Origin of the sequence: Streptomyces sp. NPDC091412 (assembly GCF_044756885.1) — a bacterium.
Classification (GTDB): Bacteria; Actinomycetota; Actinomycetes; order Streptomycetales; family Streptomycetaceae; genus Streptomyces.
This window is the reverse complement of the sequence record NZ_JBIVTV010000001.1, coordinates 652,622-675,908: the sequence shown is the minus strand read 5'-3', so window position 1 is coordinate 675,908 and position 23,287 is coordinate 652,622. Positions and strand designations below refer to the sequence as shown.

At 71.6% G+C, this 23,287-nt stretch carries 19 protein-coding genes; 16 read left to right on the top strand and 3 right to left on the bottom strand.

Annotated features, from left to right (window positions below; all coding sequences use genetic code 11):
• Positions 1–88: 88 nt before the first annotated feature.
• The 9 genes from ftsW to ACIQMV_RS03015 all read left to right on the top strand — a co-directional run bounded on the left by ftsW (position 89) and on the right by ACIQMV_RS03015 (position 8,741).
• Complete coding sequence (gene ftsW, locus ACIQMV_RS03055; RefSeq protein ID WP_402590683.1) at positions 89–1,474, top strand: putative lipid II flippase FtsW; 1,386 nt, start codon at positions 89–91, stop codon at positions 1,472–1,474.
• A gap of 6 nt (positions 1,475–1,480) precedes the next feature.
• A complete protein-coding gene (murG, locus tag ACIQMV_RS03050) occupies positions 1,481–2,569 on the top strand; it encodes an undecaprenyldiphospho-muramoylpentapeptide beta-N-acetylglucosaminyltransferase (protein ID WP_141361741.1) in 1,089 nt (362 codons plus the stop codon).
• Positions 2,570–2,597: 28 nt separating this feature from the next.
• Positions 2,598–3,395, top strand: a complete 798-nt coding sequence (locus ACIQMV_RS03045; protein WP_401771691.1) for a cell division protein FtsQ/DivIB — start codon at positions 2,598–2,600, stop codon at positions 3,393–3,395.
• 278 nt (positions 3,396–3,673) lie between these two features.
• Positions 3,674–4,885, top strand: a complete 1,212-nt coding sequence (gene ftsZ, locus ACIQMV_RS03040; RefSeq protein WP_401771694.1) for a cell division protein FtsZ — start codon at positions 3,674–3,676, stop codon at positions 4,883–4,885.
• Positions 4,882–5,610 (top strand): peptidoglycan editing factor PgeF, encoded by a 729-nt coding sequence (gene pgeF / locus ACIQMV_RS03035; RefSeq protein WP_402590680.1) that lies wholly within the window; start codon positions 4,882–4,884, stop codon positions 5,608–5,610. Before ftsZ ends, pgeF begins: the two co-directional genes overlap by 4 nt.
• A 6-nt stretch (positions 5,611–5,616) precedes the next feature.
• A complete protein-coding gene (locus tag ACIQMV_RS03030) occupies positions 5,617–6,336 on the top strand; it encodes a YggS family pyridoxal phosphate-dependent enzyme (RefSeq protein WP_141361749.1) in 720 nt (239 codons plus the stop codon).
• A gap of 127 nt (positions 6,337–6,463) precedes the next feature.
• Positions 6,464–7,105 carry a cell division protein SepF gene (locus ACIQMV_RS03025; protein WP_141361751.1) on the top strand — a complete coding sequence of 214 codons (642 nt, stop codon included), beginning with the start codon at positions 6,464–6,466 and terminating at the stop codon, positions 7,103–7,105.
• Positions 7,106–7,156: 51 nt separating this feature from the next.
• Positions 7,157–7,447 (top strand): YggT family protein, encoded by a 291-nt coding sequence (locus ACIQMV_RS03020; protein ID WP_141361753.1) that lies wholly within the window; start codon positions 7,157–7,159, stop codon positions 7,445–7,447.
• Between the two features lie 52 nt (positions 7,448–7,499).
• Positions 7,500–8,741, top strand: a complete 1,242-nt coding sequence (locus ACIQMV_RS03015; protein WP_402590677.1) for a DivIVA domain-containing protein — start codon at positions 7,500–7,502, stop codon at positions 8,739–8,741.
• Between the two features lie 224 nt (positions 8,742–8,965).
• Here ACIQMV_RS03015 and ileS read toward each other — a convergent pair whose 3' ends face one another.
• Positions 8,966–12,106, bottom strand: coding sequence for an isoleucine--tRNA ligase (ileS, locus tag ACIQMV_RS03010; RefSeq protein WP_402590675.1), 3,141 nt, complete (start codon positions 12,104–12,106; stop codon positions 8,966–8,968).
• Positions 12,107–13,518: 1,412 nt separating this feature from the next.
• On the opposite strand from ileS, the gene ACIQMV_RS03005 reads away from it, so the two are divergent.
• From ACIQMV_RS03005 to ACIQMV_RS02980, 6 genes are all read left to right on the top strand, one after another.
• Positions 13,519–14,439: a TraR/DksA family transcriptional regulator gene (locus ACIQMV_RS03005; RefSeq protein ID WP_402590974.1), complete on the top strand. Its 921-nt coding sequence runs from the start codon at positions 13,519–13,521 to the stop codon at positions 14,437–14,439.
• Between the two features lie 61 nt (positions 14,440–14,500).
• A complete protein-coding gene (lspA, locus tag ACIQMV_RS03000; RefSeq protein WP_402590673.1) occupies positions 14,501–15,214 on the top strand; it encodes a signal peptidase II in 714 nt (237 codons plus the stop codon).
• A gap of 42 nt (positions 15,215–15,256) precedes the next feature.
• Positions 15,257–16,201 (top strand): RluA family pseudouridine synthase, encoded by a 945-nt coding sequence (locus ACIQMV_RS02995; protein WP_402590671.1) that lies wholly within the window; start codon positions 15,257–15,259, stop codon positions 16,199–16,201.
• Positions 16,198–16,665, top strand: coding sequence for a GNAT family N-acetyltransferase (locus ACIQMV_RS02990; protein WP_402590669.1), 468 nt, complete (start codon positions 16,198–16,200; stop codon positions 16,663–16,665). Before ACIQMV_RS02995 ends, ACIQMV_RS02990 begins: the two co-directional genes overlap by 4 nt.
• An 88-nt stretch (positions 16,666–16,753) precedes the next feature.
• Complete coding sequence (locus tag ACIQMV_RS02985; protein ID WP_402590667.1) at positions 16,754–18,340, top strand: Na+/H+ antiporter; 1,587 nt, start codon at positions 16,754–16,756, stop codon at positions 18,338–18,340.
• A gap of 52 nt (positions 18,341–18,392) precedes the next feature.
• Complete coding sequence (locus ACIQMV_RS02980; protein ID WP_402590665.1) at positions 18,393–19,133, top strand: SDR family NAD(P)-dependent oxidoreductase; 741 nt, start codon at positions 18,393–18,395, stop codon at positions 19,131–19,133.
• 401 nt (positions 19,134–19,534) lie between these two features.
• Here the strand turns inward: ACIQMV_RS02980 and ACIQMV_RS02975 are convergent, their stop codons facing one another.
• Complete coding sequence (locus tag ACIQMV_RS02975; RefSeq protein WP_402590663.1) at positions 19,535–20,626, bottom strand: mechanosensitive ion channel family protein; 1,092 nt, start codon at positions 20,624–20,626, stop codon at positions 19,535–19,537.
• Positions 20,627–20,774: 148 nt separating this feature from the next.
• Here ACIQMV_RS02975 and ACIQMV_RS02970 point away from each other — a divergent pair, with 148 nt between their 5' ends.
• Positions 20,775–21,353: a dienelactone hydrolase family protein gene (locus tag ACIQMV_RS02970; protein WP_402590661.1), complete on the top strand. Its 579-nt coding sequence runs from the start codon at positions 20,775–20,777 to the stop codon at positions 21,351–21,353.
• A gap of 206 nt (positions 21,354–21,559) precedes the next feature.
• Here ACIQMV_RS02970 and ACIQMV_RS02965 read toward each other — a convergent pair whose 3' ends face one another.
• The gene (locus ACIQMV_RS02965; protein WP_402590659.1) at positions 21,560–23,221 is read right to left on the bottom strand and encodes an alkaline phosphatase D family protein; all 1,662 of its coding nucleotides are present in this window, start codon (positions 23,219–23,221) and stop codon (positions 21,560–21,562) included.
• Positions 23,222–23,287: the final 66 nt, after the last annotated feature.

The window sequence follows — 23,287 nt, the reverse complement described above, 5'->3', positions numbered from 1 at the left end:
GCCCCCGCTGCCGGGCGACCTCGGGAGGGAGGCGTGGGACCCGTGAGCCGAGCCGGACTTGCGCGGCCGACGTACAGCGGAGGACCCGATGCCCGGTAGCCCCGGCAGCAGCCGTACCGGTCGCCCGCCCGTGCAGCGGACCGTCAAGCGCCCGACGGCCGGCCGGACCCCCGGCCGGCGTCCCTCGGGGAGCCTGATCGATCGCGCGCGCCGGGCCTGGGACCGGCCGCTGACCGCCTACTACCTGATCCTCGGCGCCAGTCTGCTGCTCACCGTGCTGGGTCTGGTGATGGTCTACTCGGCCTCCCAGATCACCGCGCTGCAGAAGGCACTGCCGGGCTCCTACTTCTTCCGCAAGCAGCTGCTCGCGGCCGCGATCGGCGCCGGGCTGCTGTTGCTCGCCGCCCGGATGCCGGTCAGGCTGCACCGGGCGCTGGCCTACCCGATCCTGGCGGGCGCGGTGGCCCTGATGGCGCTGGTGCAGGTGCCGGGGATAGGGATGGCGGTCAACGGCAACCAGAACTGGATCTCGCTCGGAGGCTCCTTCCAGATCCAGCCCAGCGAGATCGGCAAGCTGGCGCTGGTCCTGTGGGGCGCCGACCTGATCGCGCGCAAACAGGACAAGCGGCTGCTGGCCCAGTGGAAGCACATGCTGGTGCCGCTCGTCCCGGTCGCCTTCATGCTGCTCGGGCTGATCATGCTCGGCGGCGACATGGGGACCGCGATCATCCTCACCGCCATCCTGTTCGGCCTGCTGTGGCTGGCGGGGGCGCCCACCCGGCTCTTCGTGGGGGTGCTGTCGTTCGCCGGCGTGATCGGCTTCCTGCTGATCCAGACGAGCCCCAACCGCCTCGGCCGGTTCGCCTGCGTCGGCTCCAGCGACGCGGACAAGTGCTGGCAGGCGGTGCACGGCATCTACGCCCTGGCCTCCGGCGGACTGTTCGGTTCCGGACTCGGTGCAAGCGTGGAAAAATGGGGTCAACTCCCCGAAGCTCACACCGACTTCATCTTCGCCGTCACCGGCGAGGAACTGGGCCTCGGGGGGACGCTGTCGGTGCTCGCCCTGTTCGCCGCTCTAGGCTATGCGGGCATCCGCGTGGCCGGACGCACGGAGGACCCCTTCGTGAGGTACGCCGCGGGAGGCGTGACCACCTGGATCACCGCGCAGGCAGTGATCAACATCGGTGCGGTGCTCGGTCTGCTGCCGATCGCCGGCGTCCCGCTCCCGCTGTTCTCCTACGGAGGATCCGCCCTGCTGCCGACCATGTTCGCCATCGGGCTGCTGATCGCCTTCGCGCGTGAAGAGCCCGCTGCGCGGGCGGCGCTTGCCATGCGGCAACCTCGCTTTGGTAGAAAGCGGGCAGGAGGCTCCGCGCCCGGCCGGAGATCCGACCGCGGATCCGGTCGCGAGCCTCGGAGATGGAACACGATGCGACGGCGTGCCTCGGCGGCGCGTCCGTCCGGAGAGCGGTGAATTTCGGTGCATGTCGTACTCGCCGGCGGAGGTACCGCGGGCCACATCGAGCCCGCGCTCGCCCTCGCGGACGCCCTGCGCAGGCAGGACCCGACCGTGGGGATCACGGCCCTGGGCACGGAGCGCGGCCTGGAGACCCGGCTCGTCCCCGAGCGGGGCTACGAGCTCGCGCTCATCCCGGCGGTGCCGCTGCCGCGCAAGCCCACCCCCGAGCTGATCACCGTCCCGGGCCGGCTGCGCGGCACGATCAAGGCGGCCGAGCAGGTCCTGGAGCGCACCAAGGCGGACGCCGTGGTCGGATTCGGCGGCTACGTCGCCCTGCCCGGCTACCTGGCCGCCAAGCGGCTCGGTGTGCCCATCGTCATCCACGAGGCCAACGCCCGCCCGGGCCTGGCCAACAAGATCGGTTCGCGGTACGCCGCGCAGGTCGCCGTCTCCACGCCCGACAGCAAGCTGCGCGGCGCGCGTTACATCGGTATCCCGCTGCGCCGCGCCATCGCCACCCTGGACCGGGCGGCCGTGCGCCCCGAGGCCCGTGCGGCGTTCGGGCTCGACCCGAACCTGCCCACGCTGCTGGTCTCCGGCGGCTCCCAGGGCGCCCGCCGGCTCAACGAGGTGGTCCAGCAGGTCGCGCCCTGGATGCAGCAGGCGGGCATCCAGATCCTGCACGTGGTCGGCCCGAAGAACGAACTGCCCCAGGTACAGCAGATGCCGGGAATGCCGCCCTACATCCCGGTAAGTTACCTTGACCGGATGGACCTCGCGTACGCCGCGGCCGACATGATGCTCTGCCGCGCCGGCGCGATGACCGTCGCCGAACTCTCCGCCGTCGGGCTTCCGGCCGCCTATGTCCCGCTGCCCATCGGCAACGGCGAACAGCGGCTGAACGCCCAGCCGGTGGTCAAGGCCGGCGGCGGACTGCTGGTCGACGACGCGGAACTCACCCCCGAGTGGGTGCAGCAGAACGTCCTGCCCGTGCTCGCCGATCCGCACCGGCTGTACCAGATGTCCCGCGCCGCCGGGGAGTTCGGCCGCCGGGACGCCGACGACCTGCTCGTCGGCATGGTGTACGAGGCCATCGCCTCGCACCGTTAGGACCGTATGCACGAAAGGGCTTGAGAGCGTGGCCGGACCGGCGACCGCGGAGCGCGGTGAACGTCAGCAGGAGTCGTCGTCCGGCCCGCCTCTGGTCCACCGGCTGAGACGGATGAGCCCTCGTACGATCGTCATCCTTTCGCTGGCCCTGATCTGCCTGGGCGCCGGCTCCCTGTGGGTGCTGTACGGCTCGCAGTGGACGCGCGTGGAGCACGTATCCGTCTCCGGTACCACGGTTCTGACGCCCACCCAGGTGCGCGCGACCGCCGGCGTACGGCTCGGAACGCAGCTGATTTCCGTCGACACCGATGCGGTCGAGACCCGGCTGCGCCGTGAATTGCCCCGAATTGACTCGGTTGACGTGGTGCGTTCATGGCCGCACGGAATCGCGTTGAAAGTCGTCGAGCGCACTCCGGTCATGGTGGAGGAAAAGGGCGGAAAGTTCGTCGAAGTGGACGCGAAGGGTGTCCGGTTCGCCACGGTTTCACAGGCACCGAAAGGCGTGCCCCTGCTGGAATTGTCGCTTTCCCGCTCGAGTACGGCCGCCGCGAGCCTGCGGCGCTTCGGCGAGGCCCGGCTGGTGCGCGAGGCCGTCGTGGTCGCCGGGCGGATTCCCGCCGCGGTCGCCCGTGAGACCCGGGTCGTCAAGGTCCGTACCTACGACGACATCTCGCTGGAGTTGACGGGCGGCCGCACCGTCGCCTGGGGCAGCGGGGAGAACGGCCGGCTGAAGGCCCGCACCCTGACCGCGCTGATGAAAGCGGCGCCCGGCGCACGGCACTTCGACGTCAGGGTCCCCACCGCCCCGGCGTCATCGGGGAGTTGACGCACATCAGCGCAGGCCAACACCCTGGTTGAGCGCCGCTATGGCTGATCACATAGGGTGAAAAGAAAAACGGGAGGTTCGGCGTGTTCGTTGAACGGGCGCCACTTGTCGACTTAGTGTCCTGTTCCGAAGACTTCAGGGAACAGACACACTGGTAACCCTAAACTTCAGGGTTAGGGTTCGGGTCGGCGTTCGGACCGTCCCATTCGGCATCAGTCGTCGGATCGCGGCAGGACCGCGAGGCGGCGACACGTAACTCGAGGCGAGAGGCCTTCGACGTGGCAGCACCGCAGAACTACCTCGCAGTCATCAAAGTCATCGGTGTCGGCGGCGGTGGTGTCAATGCCATCAACCGGATGATCGAGGTCGGTCTCAAGGGCGTCGAGTTCATCGCCATCAACACCGACGCGCAGGCGCTGTTGATGAGCGACGCCGACGTCAAGCTCGATGTCGGCCGCGAACTGACGCGCGGACTCGGCGCCGGGGCCAACCCGGCCGTCGGCCGCAAGGCCGCCGAGGACCACCGTGAGGAGATCGAGGAGGTCCTCAAGGGGGCCGACATGGTCTTCGTGACGGCCGGTGAGGGCGGCGGCACCGGTACCGGCGGCGCGCCCGTCGTGGCCAACATCGCGCGCTCGCTGGGTGCCCTCACCATCGGCGTGGTCACGCGCCCGTTCACCTTCGAGGGGCGGCGCCGGGCGAACCAGGCCGAGGACGGTATCGCCGAGCTCCGCGAAGAGGTGGACACCCTCATCGTCATCCCCAACGACCGGCTGCTGTCCATCTCGGACCGCCAGGTCAGTGTGCTCGACGCGTTCAAGTCCGCGGACCAGGTACTGCTGTCCGGTGTGCAGGGCATCACCGACCTGATCACCACCCCCGGCCTGATCAACCTCGACTTCGCCGACGTCAAGTCGGTCATGTCCGAGGCCGGCTCGGCGCTCATGGGCATCGGCTCGGCCCGCGGTGACGACCGCGCGGTGGCCGCGGCCGAGATGGCGATCTCCTCCCCGCTCCTCGAGGCCTCCATCGACGGCGCCCGGGGCGTGCTCCTGTCCATCTCCGGCGGTTCGGACCTCGGTCTGTTCGAGATCAACGAGGCCGCCCAGCTGGTCAGCGAGGCGGCGCACCCCGAGGCCAACATCATCTTCGGCGCGGTCATCGACGACGCCCTCGGCGACGAGGTCCGGGTCACCGTGATCGCGGCCGGCTTCGACGGCGGGCAGCCTCCGGCCCGGCGGGACAACGTCCTCGGCTCGTCCTCCACCCCGCCCCCGGCCCGCCGCGAGGAGACGGCCCCGGTGCGCCAGCCCGAGAGCCGCCCGACCTTCGGCTCGCTCGGCAGCGTGACGCCGAAGGAGGAGCCGGAGCCCGTGGCCCCCGAGCCGGTGCAGGACCTGCAGCCCGTGACCCCGCCCATCACGCCGTCGCCGCGCAGCTACTCCGACAGCGCGGCGGAGGAGCTGGACGTACCGGACTTCCTCAAGTGATAGGTCGGCACGACACCGTGAGCGGCGCGCACTTCGCCTTCACCGACCGGTGGGGCGGGGTGAGCGCCGTTCCGTTCGAGGAGCTCAATCTCGGCGGCGCGGTCGGCGACGACCCCGGCGCGGTACGCGCCAACCGCGAACTGGCCGCCAAGTCCCTCGGACTCGACCCGGACCGGGTGGTCTGGATGAACCAGGTGCACGGCAACGACGTCGCCGAGGTCGACGGGCCGTGGACCACGCGATTCATCCCGCCGGTCGACGGCCTGGTGACCGCGACCCGCGGGCTCGCCCTCGCCGTGCTCACCGCCGACTGCGTTCCGGTACTGCTCGCCGACCCGGTCGCCGGTGTGGTCGCCGCCGTCCACGCCGGGCGGCCCGGCATGGTCAAGGGGGTCGTCCCGGCCGCGGTCGACGCGATGGAGTCGCTCGGCGCCCGGCCCGACCGCATCACCGCCCGCACCGGACCCGCCGTGTGCGGCCGGTGCTACGAGGTGCCGGAGTCGATGCGCGCCGAGGTGGCCGCCGTCGAGCCGGCGGCGCACTCCGAGACGAGTTGGGGTACACCGGCCGTCGACGTGAGCGCCGGCGTGCACGCGCAACTCGAGCGCCTCGGGGTGCACGACCGGGAGCAGTCGCCGGTGTGCACGCGGGAATCGAGTGATCACTTCTCGTACCGCCGCGACCGCACCACCGGTCGGCTCGCGGGCTATGTCTGGCTGGACTGATGGGGCATGACGGACCGTAGGAACGAACTCGCCGCGAACCTGGCGAAGGTGGAGCGGCGTATCGCCGCCGCGTGCGCGGCCGCGGGCCGGGCGCGGGAAGAGGTGACCCTCATTGTGGTCACCAAGACGTACCCGGCCTCGGATGTGCGGATCCTGTCGGAACTCGGTGTGCGCCACACCGCCGAGAACCGGGACCAGGAGGCGGCGCCCAAGGCCGCCGACTGTGCTGATTTGCCCCTGACGTGGCATTTTGTTGGTCAACTTCAGACCAATAAAGTGCGATCCGTGGTTGGTTACGCCGACGTCGTACAGTCGATCGACCGTTCCCGGCTCATCACCGCGCTCTCCAGGGAGGCCGTGCGGGCGGAGCGCGAGGTCGGCTGTCTCATCCAGGTGGCGCTGGACGCGGGGGAGAGCGGACGCGGGGAGCGGGGAGGCGTCGGGCCCGGCGGAATCGAAGAGTTGGCCGACCTCGTCGCCCGCTCCGAAGCGCTCCGGCTCGACGGGCTGATGACCGTCGCCCCGCTGACCGGGGAGTACGCCGGCCGGCAACAGGCCGCGTTCGAGCGCCTCGTGGATTTGTCGACCGACCTGCGCTCGGCCCATCCGGCTGCCACCATGGTCTCGGCAGGGATGAGTGGGGACCTCGAGCAGGCCGTGGCCGCCGGTGCGACACATGTGCGCGTCGGAAGCGCGGTACTCGGAGTCCGCCCCAGGCTCGGGTAACGTCGCCAAGAAGTCGGACCACAGCAGAAAATATGGTCAATATCGCCCAACGGGGCGCAACGACCTCGTGGATCGCGGGCACTTGGCGGTCGTCAGCGGATCCACCACAGAGCGGAGGACTCAGAGCATGGCCGGCGCGATGCGCAAGATGGCGGTCTACCTCGGCCTCGTGGAGGACGATGGGTACGACGGCCGGGGATTCGACCCCGATGACGACTTCGAACCCGAGCTGGACCCGGAACCCGAGCGGGACCGCCGACGGCACGACCCACCGCACCAGTCGCATGGGGTGCATCAGCCCCAAAGGGATGAACCGGTGCGAGTGGTGCAGCCTCCGACGCCCCGCGAACCGGTGTCGCATTCCGCTTCGCTCCCGGCGGAATCCGGGCGTCCGGCGCGCATCGCGCCCGTGGCGTCCATCACACAAGACCGCGCAAGCCTGGAGAAGAACGCACCGGTGATCATGCCCAAGGTCGTGTCGGAACGAGAGCCGTACCGGATCACCACACTTCACCCCCGGACCTACAACGAGGCCCGTACCATCGGGGAACACTTCCGTGAGGGCACCCCGGTGATCATGAATCTGACTGAGATGGATGACACAGACGCGAAGCGACTTGTCGACTTTGCCGCCGGTTTGGTGTTTGGTCTTCACGGCAGTATCGAGCGGGTGACGCAGAAGGTGTTCCTGTTGTCGCCTGCTAACGTCGATGTCACGGCGGAGGACAAGGCCCGCATCGCAGAGGGCGGGTTCTTCAACCAGAGCTGAGACGCACCACCGTAGAACTGGCACGGAACAGGGGAGAGGGAAGCACCGATCATGCGTGTGGCCATGGAGGTTCTTTACATCGCGCTGATGGTGTTCCTCATCGTGCTGATCTTTCGGCTGGTCATGGACTATGTGTTCCAGTTCGCCCGCTCATGGCAACCCGGCAAGGCGATGGTGGTCGTTCTGGAGGCCACCTACACTGTCACCGATCCACCGCTGAAGCTTCTGCGGCGGTTCATCCCGCCGCTGCGTCTCGGGGGCGTGGCGCTCGACCTGTCCTTCTTCGTACTGATGATCATCGTCTACATCCTGATCTCCGTCGTGGGGAACCTCGCGAGGTGACTGTGGACGATACGGTCTTGCCGACTGCCGATGACTACGTTGAGGTGAAGAGATGCCGTTGACCCCCGAGGACGTGCGGAACAAGCAGTTCACGACCGTCCGCCTCCGAGAAGGCTATGACGAGGACGAGGTCGATGCCTTCCTCGACGAGGTCGAAGCCGAGCTGACCCGACTACTCCGTGAGAACGAGGACCTGCGCGCCAAACTGGCCGCGGCCACGCGCGCTGCTGCCCAGAATCAGCAGAACATGCGCAAGCCTCCGGAGGACCAGCAACCACCGCATCCTCAGCAGCAGGGCATGCGAGGGCCGGGCGCTCCGGTGCCCGCCGGGATATCGGGCCCGCCGCAGCAGCAGATGGGCGGCCCCATGGGTGGTCCGCCCCAGCTGCCCAGCGGCGCCCCGCAGCTGCCCGCCGGCCCGGGCGGCCAGGGCCCTCAGGGTCCCGGCCCCGGCCCCGGCCAGATGGGTCCTGGACCGATGGGCCAGGGTCCGATGGGCCAGGGTCCGATGGGCCAGGGACCGATGCAGGGTCAGATGCCGGGTCAGATGCAGGGCCAGATGCCGGGTCAGATGCAGGGCCAGATGGGTCCCGGCCCGATGGGCGGCGGCCCCGGTCCGATGGGTCAGGGTCCCGGTCCGATGGGTCAGGGTCCCGGTCCCATGGGCGGCCCCGGTCCGATGGGTCAGGGTCCCGGTGGCGACAGCGCCGCGCGCGTCCTGTCGCTGGCCCAGCAGACCGCCGACCAGGCGATCGCCGAGGCCCGGTCCGAGGCCAACAAGATCGTCGGCGAGGCGCGTTCGCGTGCCGAGGGTCTGGAGCGTGACGCCCGTGCCAAGGCCGACGCCCTGGAGCGGGACGCGCAGGAGAAGCACCGCGTCGCGATGGGCTCCCTGGAGTCCGCCCGCGCCACGCTGGAGCGCAAGGTCGAGGACCTGCGCGGCTTCGAGCGCGAGTACCGCACGCGCCTGAAGTCGTACCTGGAGTCGCAGCTGCGTCAGCTGGAGACCCAGGCCGACGACTCCCTCGCCCCGCCGCGCACGCCTGCGGCCCCGTCCCTCCCGCCGTCCCCGGCGCCCTCCATGGCCCCGGCCGGCGCGAGCGCCCCGTCGTACGGCGGCGGCCAGCCGATGGGCGGTGCACCCGGCCCGTCCGGTCCGTCCTACGGCGGTCAGCAGCAGATGGCCCCGGCGATGACCCAGCCGATGGCCCCGGTGCGTCCGCAGGGCCCGGCCCCGATGGGTCAGGCGCCCTCGCCCATGCGCGGCTTCCTGATCGACGAGGACGACAACTGAGGGAACCCTGAAGGGTTTCTGGTGACTAGGCGTCGGCAGCCTGAGAGAACGGCCCCGGAGGGACATCCCTCCGGGGCCGTTCTCGTGTGCCGGGGCCGCGCGCCCGCTGTTCCACCCAGGGGCTGCGCCCGGTCAAGCCGTGCGGGGAGCCCGCCGGTTCGTGGCCGGGCGGGCTCCCCGCCGGGACGGGGGACGGGCGCCCGCGGGCGTCGTCCCCCGGTGGGTCATGCCTTGCGGAGGCGGAAGACCAGGGACAGGCCCTCGTCGGTGAAGGCGTCGCCATAGGCGGTGTCCGCCTCGCCCTGGGCGAAGTCCGTCGCCAGGACCTCCTCGGCGATCAGCGACGCGTGCTCGCTCAGGGCGGCGATGGTCGCCGGGTCCGTCGCGGTCCAGCGCAGCGCGATCCGGTCGGCCACGTCGAGGCCGCTGTTCTTGCGGGCCTCCTGGATCAGCCGGATCGCGTCCCGGGCCAGGCCCGCACGGCGCAGTTCCTCCGTGATCTCCAGGTCCAGGGCGACCGTGGCGCCGGAGTCGGACGCCACCGACCAGCCCTCGCGCGGGGTCTCGGTGATGATGACCTCGTCCGGCGCGAGCGTCACCGTCTCGCCGTCGACCTCCACCGACGCCGTGCCCTCGCGCAGCGCCAGCGACAGCGCCGCCGCGTCCGCGCCCGCGATGGCCTTGGCGACGTCCTGCACCCGCTTGCCGAACCGCTTGCCCAGCGCACGGAAGTTGGCCTTGGCGGTGGTGTCCACCAGGGACCCGCCGACCTCGCTCAGCGACGCCAGGGAGGAGACGTTGAGCTCCTCCGTGATCTGCGTGTGCAGCTCCCGGTCCAGGGACTCGAAGCCGGCCGCCGCGACCAGCGCCCGGGACAGCGGCTGGCGGGTCTTGACGCCCGACTCCGCGCGCGTGGCACGGCCCAGCTCCACCAGGCGGCGCACCAGCACCATCTGCTTCGACAGCTCCGGGTCGGTCGCCGGCAGGTCCGCCTCCGGCCAGGTGGCCAGGTGCACCGACTCCGGGGCGCCCGGGGTCACCGGCACGACCAGGTCCTGCCAGACCCGCTCGGTGATGAACGGGGTGATCGGCGCCATCAGCCTGGTCACCGTCTCCAGCACCTCGTGCAGCGTGCGCAGCGCGGCCTTGTCGCCCTGCCAGAACCGGCGGCGCGAGCGGCGGACGTACCAGTTCGACAGGTCGTCGACGAACGCCGACAGCAGCTTGCCGGCGCGCTGGGTGTCGTACGCCTCCAGGGCCTGCGTGACCTGGTCGGTCAGCGCGTGCAGCTCACTGAGCAGCCAGCGGTCGAGCAGCGGGCGGTCGGCCGGGGCCGGGTCGGCCCCGGTGGGCGCCCAGGCGGACGTACGGGCGTACAGGGCCTGGAAGGCGACCGTGTTCCAGTAGGTCAGCAGCGTCTTGCGGACGACCTCCTGGATGGTGCCGTGGCCCACCCGGCGGGCCGCCCACGGCGAGCCGCCGGCCGCCATGAACCAGCGCACCGCGTCAGCGCCGTGCTGGTCCATGAGCGGGATCGGCTGGAGGATGTTGCCCAGGTGCTTGGACATCTTCCGGCCGTCCTCGGCGAGGATGTGACCGAGGCACACGACGTTCTCGTACGACGACTTGTCGAAGACCAGGGTGCCGACCGCCATCAGCGTGTAGAACCAGCCGCGGGTCTGGTCGATCGCCTCGGAGATGAACTGCGCCGGGTACCGGCTCTCGAACAGCTCCTTGTTCTTGTACGGGTAGCCCCACTGCGCGAACGGCATCGAACCCGAGTCGTACCAGGCGTCGATGACCTCGGGCACGCGCGTGGCCGTCTTCTCGCACTGCGGGCACGGGAAGGTGACGTCGTCGATGAACGGGCGGTGCGGGTCGAGCTCCGACTGGTCGGTGCCGGTCAGTCCGGTCAGCTCCGCGCGGGAGCCGACACAGGTGAGGTGGCCGTCCTCGCAGCGCCAGATGGGCAGCGGGGTGCCCCAGTAGCGGTTGCGGGACAGCGCCCAGTCGATGTTGTTGTTCAGCCAGTCGCCGTACCGGCCGTGCTTGACGCTCGAAGGGAACCAGTTGGTCTTCTCGTTCTCCTCGAGCAGCCGGTCCTTGATCGCGGTGGTGCGGATGTACCAGGACGGCTGCGCGTAGTACAGCAGCGCGGTGTGGCAGCGCCAGCAGTGCGGGTAGCTGTGCTCGTACGGCACGTGCCTGAACAGCAGGCCGCGGTCGCCGAGGTCCTCGGTGAGCTTCTCGTCCGCCTTCTTGAAGAAGACGCCGCCGACCAGCGGGACGTCCTCCTCGAACGTGCCGTCCGGGCGGACGGGGTTGACCACCGGCAGGCCGTAGGACCGGCAGACCTTCAGGTCGTCCTCACCGAAGGCGGGGGACTGGTGGACCAGGCCCGTGCCGTCCTCGGTGGTGACGTACTCGGCGTTGACCACGTAGTGCGCCGGCTCCGTGAACTCCACGAGCTCGAAGGGGCGTTGGTACGTCCAGCGCTCCATCTCGGCGCCGGTGAAGGTCTCGCCCGTGGTCTCCCAGCCCTCGCCGAGCGCCTTGCCGACGAGCGGTGCGGCGACGACGAGCTTCTCCTCGCCGTTCGTCGCGACCACATACGTCACGTCGGGGTGCGCGGCGACCGCCGTGTTGGACACCAGCGTCCACGGGGTCGTCGTCCACACCAGGAGCGAGGCCTGGCCGGCGAGCGGACCGGAGGTGAGCGGGAAGCGGACGTAGACGGAGGGGTCGACGACCGTCTCGTAGCCCTGGGCCAGCTCGTGGTCCGACAGGCCCGTGCCGCAGCGCGGGCACCAGGGGGCGACCCGGTGGTCCTGGACCAGCAGGCCCTTGTTGAAGATCTCCTTCAGCGACCACCAGACGGACTCGATGTACTCGGGCTCCATGGTGACGTACGCCTCGTCGAGGTCGACCCAGTAGCCCATGCGGGTGGTCAGCTCGGAGAACGCGTCGGTGTGGCGGAGCACGGACTCGCGGCACTTGTCGTTGAACTCGGCGATGCCGTACGCCTCGATGTCCTTCTTGCCGCTGAAGCCGAGCTCCTTCTCGACCGCCAGCTCCACCGGGAGGCCGTGGCAGTCCCAGCCGGCCTTGCGGGCCACGTGGTAGCCGCGCATGGTGCGGAAGCGGGGGAAGACGTCCTTGAAGACGCGTGCCTCGATGTGGTGGGCGCCTGGCATGCCGTTGGCGGTCGGCGGGCCTTCATAGAACACCCATTCGGGGCGCCCCTCGGACTGCTCCAGGCTCTTGGCGAAGATCTTCTGCTCGCGCCAGAAGTCGAGCACGGTGTGCTCGAGGGCGGGCAGGTCGACCTGCGCGGGCACCTGGCGGTACTGCGGCTGCGTATTCAACGAGCTTCCTCCGGCGGATGTGCTGCCTTCCGTCGGAGGGACGAGAGCCTTTGAGCTGTCCACGCCGTGTGCGGCGCGCTCCCGCGGTACCACCCTCCTTGGCTCCCCGGTGCGCCGTACGCTCCGACGAGCCCCCTCATTGGGGTCGCGATGCCGGTTCTACCGGCCCCTGGCTCCGTGCTGGGGCGTTCTTCCGGCGGCTCCGGGGTGATCTTCACGTCGCGCTCGCCCCCGGGCTCACACCGTCCCCGGGTCGCTCTGGGCTGCTTACGCCGCTACTCGTCCCCATCCACGCTTTTCGCTCCGCCCAGTGTACGGCGCCCCGGCGACCGGGGCCGACCCGATTTCCGCGCCGGGGGTGACCCGGATGGCGCGGCGGTGCCGATCGGATCGTAGGACGTGCGGCTGGTCGGATTACGTGGCGGCGAGCTGGGCACAACGCATGCATGCCGGCCGCGCGATCCGCGCGAGGCGGGCGAATCGGGCGGCGTGCCCCGTTGCCGCGGGACTCGAGTCGATTTATCGTCCCAGCACGATTCGCGAGCAAGATCACAATATGTGAAGGGGCCGCGGCCATGGTGGCGAAGAAGACCGCCGAGCAGTCGGCGTCCGGCAGGTCCCGGGGCACCGTCCCCGATTCCGCCGCCGGCGCGGCCAGGAAGACCACCCGAGCGGCGGCCAGGGCGTCAGGCACGGCCGCGAAGGAGGTGGTGGCCATGAAGGACAGGGTCACGCCGAAGCAGACGGCCAAGGCCGGACCGGTGACGGGACGCGGGCGCAGGGGCCCGACGACCAGGGCGAACACGGCCAAGCCGGGCCGGTCCCGGCCGGCCGGGACCGGCCCGGCGGGGGAGGAACCGGCTGCCGCGAGGTCGGGCGAGGAGCGGAAGGCCACCGCGTCGGAGGCCGTGGGGGAGAGGCCGGCGGCCCTTCCGGAATCCGCGGAGGCGGCTCCCGCGAAGAGCGCGCGGAAGACGACGGCGAAGAGGGCGGCCGCGAAGAAGCCCGTGGCGGGCGAGGCCCCGCCGGAGGCGGCGTCGGGGAAGCGGCCCGGCGCCAAGGGCGCCGCGGCGAAGAAGTCCCTGAACAAGCGGGCCACGGCGAAGAAGTCCACCGCCGAAGCCCCGGACGTGGAGGAGAAGGCCGCCGAGGGCCTCGGGACGGCGGAGGCCGCCGACAGGGGCGCCCGTACCGGTCGGACGGCCGCGAAGAAGGCGTCCGCCGAGCGGCCGGGTGCCGGGGCGGGCGCCGAGGAGACGATTGCTGGGCGCGCCGGGGGCGGGCACCCCGGCGGCGGGAGCGGGGGTGCCCACGACACCGCCGCCGAGAAGGCGGCTGCCGGGAAGAAGGCGGGTGGAAAGGGCTCTCACGGGAAGGGGGGCGCCGCCGGCCGGGACGCGGCTGCCGGGGAGGTGGACGCGCGGGAGCAGTCCGTCCGTGACGGGACAGGTGCCTACGAGGCCTCGGTGCGGGAGGCGGCCGGGGCGGGGGCGGGTGGTCGGAGCGCTGCCGCCGCCGAGAAGGCGGGTGGGAAGGGTGCTCGCGGGAGGGTGGTCGCCGCCGGTGGGGGTGTGGCTGCCGGGGAGGTGGACGCGCGGGAGCGGGGCGTTGGTGGCGGGGCGGGTGCCGGCGCGGGCTCGGCGGGGGCGGGCGAACGGAGGAAGGCCGCCAGGAGGGCGACCGCGGGGACGGTCCCCGACCGGGGCGGCGGTGCGGATGCGGCGGCGCAGGGGGATGGGGACGGTGCGGGTCGCGTGGCGGCTCCTGGTGTCTCCGGAGCGGGTGGGGGCAGGAAGAGGACGGCCAAGAAGGTGGGCGCGGCGCGGGCCGCGAAGCAGACGGGAGCCACGACGGTGGTTGCGAAGAAGACTCCTGGCACGGCCGCGGCGGCGAAGACCGCCGTGCCCAAGGCGCGCATCGCCGCGGCGGTGGAACCGGGAGACCTCCCGGTCCGCCCGGGCGAGGATCCCTGGACCCCGGAGGAGGTCTCGGAGGCCCGCGCGGAGCTGGAGTCCGAGATGGAGCGGCTGAGCAAGGAGATCACCTCGTCCGAGGAGTCCCTCGCGGGCCTGATGCGGGACTCCGGTGACGGCGCGGGCGACGACGAGGCGGACACCGGCAGCAAGAACATCACGCGCGAGCACGAGATGGCGCTCGCCGCCAACGCGCGCGAGATGCTCACCCAGACCGAGCGCGCCCTGCAACGGCTCGACGCGGGCACCTACGGCCTGTGCGAGAACTGCGGCGACCCCATCGGCAAGGCCCGCATGCAGGCCTTCCCACGCGCCACCCTGTGCGTGGCGTGCAAGCAGAAGCAGGAACGCCGGTACTGAACCGGGTGCGAGGCGTGCCGTAGTCTCGTCCTCAGTCAGGTACCTAGGTCAAGGGACTCACGTGGCAGAGGCGGAGCGCATCATCGGTACGCCGGACACTCCGGATGCGGCGGGAGCGGGGCGGCAGCGCCCCGGAGGGAACGTCGGGCGGGGCGGCCCGTCCGGCGCCGAAGGGGCACAGGACCCGGCCGGCCGGCCCGGCACCGACGGCACGGCGGCGGGCGTGGACGGGACGAGCGGGACGCCGGCCGGCGCGGACGGACGGGCAACCGCCGCCGAGCGGCCGCGCGGCCGGCGCCGGATCGCCGTGCTGTTCACGGTCGCGGTCATCGCCTACGCCCTCGATCTGGCCAGCAAGATGCTCGTGGTGGCCAAGCTGGAGCACCGCCCGCCGATCCAGCTCATCGGCGACTGGCTGCAACTGGAGGCGATCCGCAACGCGGGCGCCGCCTTCGGCTTCGGCGAGGCCTTCACCGTGATCTTCACGGTCATCGCGGCCGCCGTGATCGTGGTGATCGCCCGCCTCGCGCGCAAGCTCTACAGCCTGCCCTGGGCCATTGCGCTCGGCCTGCTGCTCGGCGGTGCGCTGGGCAACCTCACCGACCGGCTCTTCCGCGCGCCGGGCGTCTTCGAGGGCGCGGTCGTCGACTTCATCTCGCCCAAGCACTTCGCCGTGTTCAACCTCGCCGACTCGGCGATCGTGTGCGGTGGAATCCTGATCGTGCTGCTCTCCTTCCGCGGCCTGGACCCGGACGGGACCGTCCACAAGGACTGAGCCCGGGACGGGACCGCCGGACCGGTCCGGCATACTCGACGGGTGAGCACGCTTCCCGAGATCCGTACCCTGCCCGTGCCCGAAGGCCTGGAGGGCGAGCGCGTCGACGCCGCCATCTCCCGGATGTTCGGCTTCTCCCGTACGAAGGCGGCGGAGCTGGCCGCCGCGGGCAAGGTGCTGGTCGACGGCACGGTGGCCGGCAAGTCCGAGCGGGTGCACGGCGGTGCCTGGCTGGAGGTCGAGATGCCGCAGGCACCCGCACCCGTGCAGGTGGTCGCCGAGCCGGTCGAGGGCATGGAGATCGTGCACGACGACGATGACGTGGTCGTGATCGTCAAGCCGGTCGGCGTCGCCGCGCACCCCAGTCCGGGCTGGTCCGGTCCGACCGTGATCGGCGGCCTCGCGGCGGCCGGCTACCGCATCTCCACCTCCGGCGCCGCCGAGCGCCAGGGCATCGTGCACCGCCTCGACGTCGGCACCTCGGGCCTGATGGTGGTCGCCAAGTCCGAGTACGCGTACACGTCGCTCAAGCGCCAGTTCAAGGAGCGCACGGTCGACAAGCGGTACCACACCCTGGTCCAGGGCCACCCCGACCCGACCAGCGGCACCATCGACGCGCCCATCGGCCGGCACCCGAACCACGACTACAAGTGGGCGGTCACCGCCGACGGCAAGCCCTCCGTCACGCACTACGACCTGATCGAGGCGTTCCGCGCCGCCTCCCTGCTCGACGTCAAGCTGGAGACCGGGCGCACCCACCAGATCCGCGTCCACATGGCCGCACACCGCCACCCCTGCGTCGGCGACCTGACCTACGGCGCCGACCCCACCCTCGCCAAGCGGCTGAGGCTGACCCGCCAGTGGCTGCACGCGGTGCGGCTCGGCTTCGAGCACCCCGGCGACGGCCAGTGGGTGGAGTTCACCAGCGACTACCCCGAGGACCTTCGGAAAGCCCTGGACCAGGTCCGCGAGGAGACATACGCATGAGCCTGCCGTACGAGGTGCGTGTCGCCGAGGACCCCGCCGACCGCGAGGCCTGCTTCGCGGTGCGCAAGGAGGTCTTCGTCGTGGAGCAGGGCGTTCCGCAGGACATCGAGTACGACGCGTACGACGCCCTCGCGGTGCACGTGCTCGCGGTCCGCGAGGACGGCGTGCCGCTCGGCACCGGGCGGCTGCTGTACGGCGCGGAGGTCACCGCGAAGACGGGCGGCGACCCGGCGGTCGGCTCCCTGGGGCGGCTCGCCGTCACCGGGGACACGCGCGGGCTGGGTGTCGGCGCGGCCCTGGTGCGTGCCATCGAGGACGCGGCACGCGCGCGCGGCCTCTCGGCGGTGGACCTGCACGCGCAGAGCCACGCACTCGGCTTCTACGAGCGGCTGGGATACGAGGCGTACGGACCTGAGTTCCCCGACGCCGGCATCCCGCACCGGGCGATGCGGCGCGCCTTGTAGTCCACGGGCGCGAAGCGGCCGGTGAGCGGGGTGGCGTGGCAGGCTGGAAGCCTGTCGTGTGAACGTCCGACGTCCCGGAGCGCTGAGCGTGGATCAGTTGGCCCTGCTGTTCGTCGTGTTGCTGGGGGCCGTGATCAGCGTCCCGGTCGGCGACCGGTTCGGGCTGCCCGCGCCGGTCCTGATGACGCTGCTCGGGATCGTCCTGGCGCTGCTCGGCTTCGTGCCGAACGTCGACATCCCGCCCGCGCTGATCCTGCCCACCCTGCTGCCGCCGCTGCTCTACGCCGCCGTACGGCGTACCTCCTGGCGGCAGTTCACGGCGCACAAACGGCCGATCTTCCTGCTGGCCGTGGCGCTGGTGTTCGTCACCACCTTCTGCGTCGCCCTCGTCTCGCACGCCATCGTGCCGGGGCTGTCCGTCGCCGCGGCCGTGGCCCTGGGCGCGCTGGTCGCGCCGCCCGACCCGGTCGCGGCGACCGCGGTGGCCGGGCAGCTCGGGCTGCCGCGCCGCCTGGTGTCGATCCTGGAGGGCGAGGGGCTGTTCAACGACGTCACCGCCATCGTCCTCTACCACGTGGCGATCGCCGCCGCCGTCAGCGGGGAGTTCTCGGCCTGGCGGGCCGGGCTCGACCTGGTGCTGTCCGCGGTGGTGGCGGTGGCCGTGGGCATGGCGCTCGGCTGGGGCACGAACAAGGTGCTGGACCTGCTGGGGGACCCGACCCTGCAGATCGGGCTGACGCTGCTCGTGCCGTACGCCTCCTACGTGCTGGCCGAGGAGCTCCACGGCTCCGGCGTCCTCGCCGTTCTCACCACCGCGCTGTTCCTCGCCGAGTACGCCTCCGACGCCGACGACGTGCTGACCCGGCTGGCCGGGCACACCGTCTGGGACGTCGTGGACACGCTCGTCACCGGGGTCGCGTTCGGGCTGATCGGCCTCGAACTGCACAACGCGCTGCGCACCGCATCGGGCCGGTGGGGCGAGTTGCTGGGCTGGGCGGGCGCGGTCGTGGCCGTGGTGGTGCTCGTACGACTGGTGTGGCTGCTGCCGGCCTCCTGGCTCACCAGACGGCTGCACGCGCTGCGGGACTACGAGGAGGACATCCCCATGACCTGGCGGGAGAGCGTCGTCATGTGGTGGTCCGGAATGCGCGGTGTGGCCTCGGTGGCGCTCGCCTTGGCCATTCCGCTGAAGACGGACAGCGGCGCGCCCTTCCCCGACCGGGACGAGATCGTGTTCATCGCCTTCGGGGTGATCATGGCGACGCTGGTGCTCCAGGGGCTCACACTGCCGTGGCTGGTCAAACGGCTGGGGGTGCGGGCGGACACCGAACGGGAGAAGGCGTTCGAGGAGGAGCTGGCGGCGCGGGCGGCGCGGGCGGCCAGGCGGCGGCTGCGGGAGATCGAGGCGGTCGAGGAACTGCCGGAGGAGCTGTCCGAGCAGATGCTGCGGCGGGCCTTCGACATCGGGCTGCGGATCAGCCCGCAGTGGGGTGAGGAGGAGCGCCGGGAGGGCCACGACAAGCGCGTACGGCGGCTGAAGCGGTTGCGGCGGATCCAGAGCGAGATGCTCAGCGCGGCACGGCACGAGGTGCTGGCGGCGCGCCGGGAGCCGGGGGCCGACCCGGAGATCGTGGACCGGGTACTGCGCCACCTGGATGTACGCAGTCTGCGGTGAGCCCCGCTCGGCGTACGGGACCGGCCGGTGCCGTCTCGGTACGCTCGCGACCATGAGTCGCAACGTCGTCATCAGCGGGGGCGGAACGGGGATCGGACTCGCCGCGGCGCGGACCTTCGCGGCCGACGGGGACCGGGTGCTGCTGCTCGGGCGGCGGGGCGAGGTGCTGCACCGGGCCGGGGTGCCGGGCGCGCTGACGTTCGCCGCGGACGTGGGGGACGTGGCCGGGGTGCGGTCGGTCGCCCGGTTCGTGGCCGACGAGCTCGGGGCGGTGGACGTGCTGATCCACAGCGCCGGAGGGTCGGGCCGGCTGGAGCCCCGGGTGGAGCGGGAGGATCCGCTCGACCTCGTCGCCGACAACTGGTCGGTCAACTTCCGGATCAACACCCTGACCGCCGTGCTGCTCACGGAGGCCCTCAAGGAGCGGCTCGCCGAGCCGGGCGGCCGGGTGCTGTTCCTCAGTTCCATCGCCGCCTACCGCGGTTCGGGCAGCGGCGCCTACGCCGCCTCCAAGGCCGCCCTGCATCCCTACGCCCACGATCTGGCCCGCCAGTTGGGCCCGCGCGGGATCACGGTGAACCTGGTCGCGCCCGGGTACGTCGAGGACACCGACTTCTTCGGCGACGCGATGGACGACGCCCGCCGCCAAGGGCTCATCGCCGAGACCTCCACCGGCCGCCCCGGCACCCCGGGCGATATCGCGGCCACCCTCCACTGGCTCGCCTCCCCGTCCGCCGGCCACATCACCTCCCAGATCATCCAGGTGAACGGCGGCGCGGAACGCGGCCACTGAGCCCGCAGCGCGCCCACGGCCACCGAACACGCGCCGCTGGGCGGCCGACGATCACCGCGGACGGTACGCGGCGACCGGACCGACGACGGCGGGCCCGGCCCCGGTGGTGCGCGCCTGCCTGTCGGGAGAGCGTGGGGGCCGGGCGCCTGACGTGCCCCGACCGGTCTGCGTGGCCAAGGAGGTCCCGGTGCCTGGCGGCCCGCTCCCAGTCGGCGATGGCTGGGTGGTTCGCTCAGGCTGAGCCTGCTGTGCGGGCGCGGGCGCTCTCCTGGCATGCGTGCCGCTGGGCGGCCGACGAGTGTCCCCGGCCGCCCAGCGGCGTCGATGCGTGGTCCTGAGGACGGACGTGCGCCTGCCGGTCGGGGGAGCGCGGGGCTCGGGTACCGGCGGTGGGTGGGTGGTCAGCCTGAGGCCGGCCGGGAGTTGTCGAAGGTGGGGTGGGGCGTGCCGTCGTGGGGTGGGGTGGCGTTGGCTGTGGTGACGCGGGGGAGGGCGTAGGGGTGGTGTTCGGAGAGCCAGCGGAGCATCTGCTCGCGGACCACGACCCGTACCGTCCAGATGTCGTCGGCGTCCTTCGCCGTCACCAGCGCCCGTACCTGCATCGTGGTCGGCGTCGTGTCCGTGACCACCAGGTTGTAGGCGCGGCCGTCCCAGGCCGGGCACTCGCGCAGGATGTCGCGCAGCTTCTCGCGCATCGCGTCCATCGGCGCCCGGTGGTCGAGGTGGAAGAAGACGGTGCCGGTCATCTGCGGGGTGCCGCGCGACCAGTTCTCGAACGGGTTGGACGTGAAGTACGACACCGGCATGGTGATCCGGCGCTCGTCCCAGGTCCGTACCGTCAGGAAGGTCAGCGTGATCTCCTCGACCGTGCCCCACTCGCCGTTGACGACCACGGTGTCGCCGATCCGCACCATGTCGCCGAAGGCGATCTGCAGCCCCGCGAACATGTTGCTCAGCGTGGACTGCGCGGCGACACCGGCGACGATGCCGAGGAGGCCGGCCGAGGCCAGCAGTGAGGCACCGGCCGCGCGCATCGCCGGGAAGGTCAGCAGCATCGAGGCCGCCGCCACCACGATGACCACCGCCGAGACCACGCGCATGATCAGCTCGACCTGGGTGCGCACCCGCCGCACCCGGGCCGGATCCCGGTGCGCCCGGGCGTTGGCGTAGCGCGTGTACGTGGTCTCGACGACGGCTCCCGCGATCCGGATCACCAGCCAGGCCGCCGACCCGATCAGCACCAGGGTCAGCGTCCGGCCGATGCCGACCCGGTGCTGCTCCAGCAACTGGGCCTGGTCGTAGGAGCCGCGCAGCAGGGCGGCGCACAGCACGAGCTGGTAGGGGACGCGGGCACGGCGCAGCAGGCCCCACAACGGCTTGTCGTGGTGCCGTTCGTCGGCCTTGCGCAGCAGCAGGTCGGTGGCCCAGCCGATGACCAGTGTGAGGACGACCGAGCCGCCGACGACGATCAGAGGGCGGAGTACGTTCTCCATGCCTGCGAACCTAACCCGCGACGCGCGGCGTGAACATGTGTGGATGTGAAGATCGCGGGTAGGGCGGGGCGGTGTGACGAGGCTCTCTTCGGGCGGAGGCGTACCGCGGTGGGCCGACGCCGTCGTACCCGGCTGGCACCATGGGCCCATGAACATCGTGCTCTTCCACTCGACCTACGGCCTCGGACCCGCGGTGCGTCAGGCCGCGGACCGGCTGCGTGCCGCCGGGCACGAGGTGTGGACGCCGGATCTCTTCGAGGGCCGTACGTTCGACACCGTCGAGGAGGGCAGGGCCTGCCAGGATTCGATCGGCAAGGACGAACTGCTCAAGCGGGCCGTGCTGGCCGCGGCGCCCTACTCGGAGCGGGGCCTGGTCTACGCCGGGTTCTCGTTCGGGGCCGCCACCGCGCAGACGCTCGCCCTCGGCGACGAGAAGGCCCGCGGACTGCTCCTGCTGCACGGCACCTCGGACGTCGCGCCGAACGCGAGCGCCGACGGCCTGCCCGTCCAGCTGCACGTGGCCGAGCCCGACCCGTTCGAGCCGGACGACTGGTTGAGCGCCTGGTACCTCCAGATGGGCCGGACCGGCGCCGATGTGGAGGTCTACCGCTACGCCGGGGCCGGCCACCTCTACACCGACCCCGACCTGCCGGACTACGACGAGGAGGCCGCCGAGGCCACCTGGCGGGTGGCGCTCGGCTTCCTCGCGGAGCTCGAAACCGACTAGGGCCTCTCGTTTGGATCAGGCCGGGCTCGCGGGCCCTGGCACCGTTCCCCCAAGCTCTTCGAGCAGGGGGTACCCCCAGCCGCGTTGTCGTCGGTCGGCAGGGCTCCGCCCTGCCGCCCTCCTCCGCCGTGCGATGCACGGCACCGGACCCCGCTCCCTGATCCGGCCTGATCCAAACGAAAGACCCTGGGGCCGCCGACCAGGGCTCAGACCGGGTCGTAGGCGCGTTCGATCTTCTGCGTGCCGCTGCGTGTGCGGTACGAACGGGTCCAGGCCGAGGTCGCGTTCGGGCTCGTGCGGTCGGACAGCACGTAGTAGTCCATCTGCGCGCGGTCGGCGGTCAGGTCCAGCACGCCGTAGCCGTGGCGGTCGGTGTCGACCCAGTGGACGTGCCGGTTGGCGGCGCGGATCACCGGCGCGGCGATCGCCGAGACCGTGCCCTCGGGAACCTTGACGAAGTCGTCGAGGTTGTCGGAGGTCACCGAGGTGACCACGAACTCCGTGGCGGCGGACGCCGACAGCGGGTACGTGCCGGCGTCCACCGGGACGTCGTTGGCCCACGCCATGTGGATGTCGCCGGTCAGGAAGACGGTGTTGCGGATGGCGTTCGCGCGCAGATGGGCCAGCAGTTCGCGGCGGTCGTCGGTGTAGCCGTCCCACTGGTCGGTGTTGATGGCCAGGCCCTCCCGCGGCAGCCCCAGCAGCTCGGCGAGCGGCCTCAGCAGGTCGGCGGAGAGCGAGCCGATGACGAGCGGCGCGATCATCACCGAGTTGCCGACCAGTCGCCAGGTGGTGTTCGACGCCTTCAACCCGGCCTTCAGCCAGTCGAGTTGGGCGCGTCCGGTGATCGTTCGGTCCGGATCGTCGACCGAGCCGCTGCCCGTGGCGGCCTGCTGCGAGCGGAAGGAACGCAGATCCAGCAGGGACAGATCGGCCAGCTTGCCGAAGCGCAGCCGCCGGTAGGTGGTGCCCTCGACCGCCGTGCGCACCGGCATCCACTCGAAGTAGGCCTGCCGGGCCGCCGCCGCGCGGGCGGTCCAGGTCCCCTCGGCGCCCTCGGTGTGGTTGACCGCGCCGCCCGACCAGGCGTTGTCCGCGAACTCGTGGTCGTCCCAGATGGCGATGACCGGCGCGCTGTGGTGCAGCGCCCGCAGATCGGGGTCGGTCTTGTACGTCGCGTGCCGGGTGCGGTAGTCGGCGAGGCCGAGGATCTCGTGCGCGGGGACGTGCGGCCGCACCACCTTGCCGCGGGCCGCGAACTCCCCCGACTCGTACTCGTAGATGTAGTCGCCGAGGTGCAGCCAGGCGTCGAGGTCGCCGCGGGCCGCGAGGTGGCGGTAGGCCGCGAAGTGGCCGGCCTCCCAGTTGGCGCAGGAGACCACGCCGAAACGCAGGTGGGCGACGGCGGCGTCGGCGGCGGGCGCGGTGCGGGTGCGGGCGATGGGGGAGTCGGTGCCCCCGGCCGAGAAGCGGAACCAGTAGTCGGTGGCCGGGCGCAGCCCCCGGACGTCGGCCTTGACGGTGTGGTCGGAGGCGGCCGTCGCGGTGGTCGAGCCCTCGGCGACGACGTCGTTGAACCCCCTGTCCCCGGCCACCGCCCAGCGCACCTCGGTGTCCGGGCCCAGCCCGGAGCCGGGTACCGCCTCGGGGACGGGGGTCACGCGGGTCCACAGCAGGACGCCGTCCGGCAGAGGATCGCCGGAGGCGACGCCGTGCAGGAAGGCGGGCGCACCGGTGGCGGCGCGTGCGGGCAGCGCGGCGGCGAGCGGGCCCGCCAGTACGGCGCCCGCCGCCGCGGCCTTGACGAACGTACGGCGGCGCGCGACGGGTGAGTCGGCGCTCTCGAGGTGGCTCTGTCGACTGGTCACGGGCGATCAGATTACTGACCGGTAAGTGCGAAGAGCGGGCGAACCGGAAAAGGTTCGCCCGCTCTT

What these genes read in the sequence shown, in the direction of transcription:
- ACIQMV_RS02980 (WP_402590665.1), top strand. Translation starts at nt 18,393, where the DNA reads ATGAGTCGCAACGTCGTCATCAGCGGGGGCGGAACGGGGATCGGACTC.
- ftsW (WP_402590683.1), top strand. Translation starts at nt 89, where the DNA reads ATGCCCGGTAGCCCCGGCAGCAGCCGTACCGGTCGCCCGCCCGTGCAG.
- ACIQMV_RS02975 (WP_402590663.1), bottom strand. Translation starts at nt 20,626, where the DNA reads ATGGAGAACGTACTCCGCCCTCTGATCGTCGTCGGCGGCTCGGTCGTC.
- ACIQMV_RS02990 (WP_402590669.1), top strand. Translation starts at nt 16,198, where the DNA reads ATGAGCCTGCCGTACGAGGTGCGTGTCGCCGAGGACCCCGCCGACCGC.
- ACIQMV_RS02970 (WP_402590661.1), top strand. Translation starts at nt 20,775, where the DNA reads ATGAACATCGTGCTCTTCCACTCGACCTACGGCCTCGGACCCGCGGTG.
- ACIQMV_RS03020 (WP_141361753.1), top strand. Translation starts at nt 7,157, where the DNA reads ATGCGTGTGGCCATGGAGGTTCTTTACATCGCGCTGATGGTGTTCCTC.
- ACIQMV_RS03015 (WP_402590677.1), top strand. Translation starts at nt 7,500, where the DNA reads ATGCCGTTGACCCCCGAGGACGTGCGGAACAAGCAGTTCACGACCGTC.
- ACIQMV_RS03030 (WP_141361749.1), top strand. Translation starts at nt 5,617, where the DNA reads ATGACGGACCGTAGGAACGAACTCGCCGCGAACCTGGCGAAGGTGGAG.
- ACIQMV_RS03025 (WP_141361751.1), top strand. Translation starts at nt 6,464, where the DNA reads ATGGCCGGCGCGATGCGCAAGATGGCGGTCTACCTCGGCCTCGTGGAG.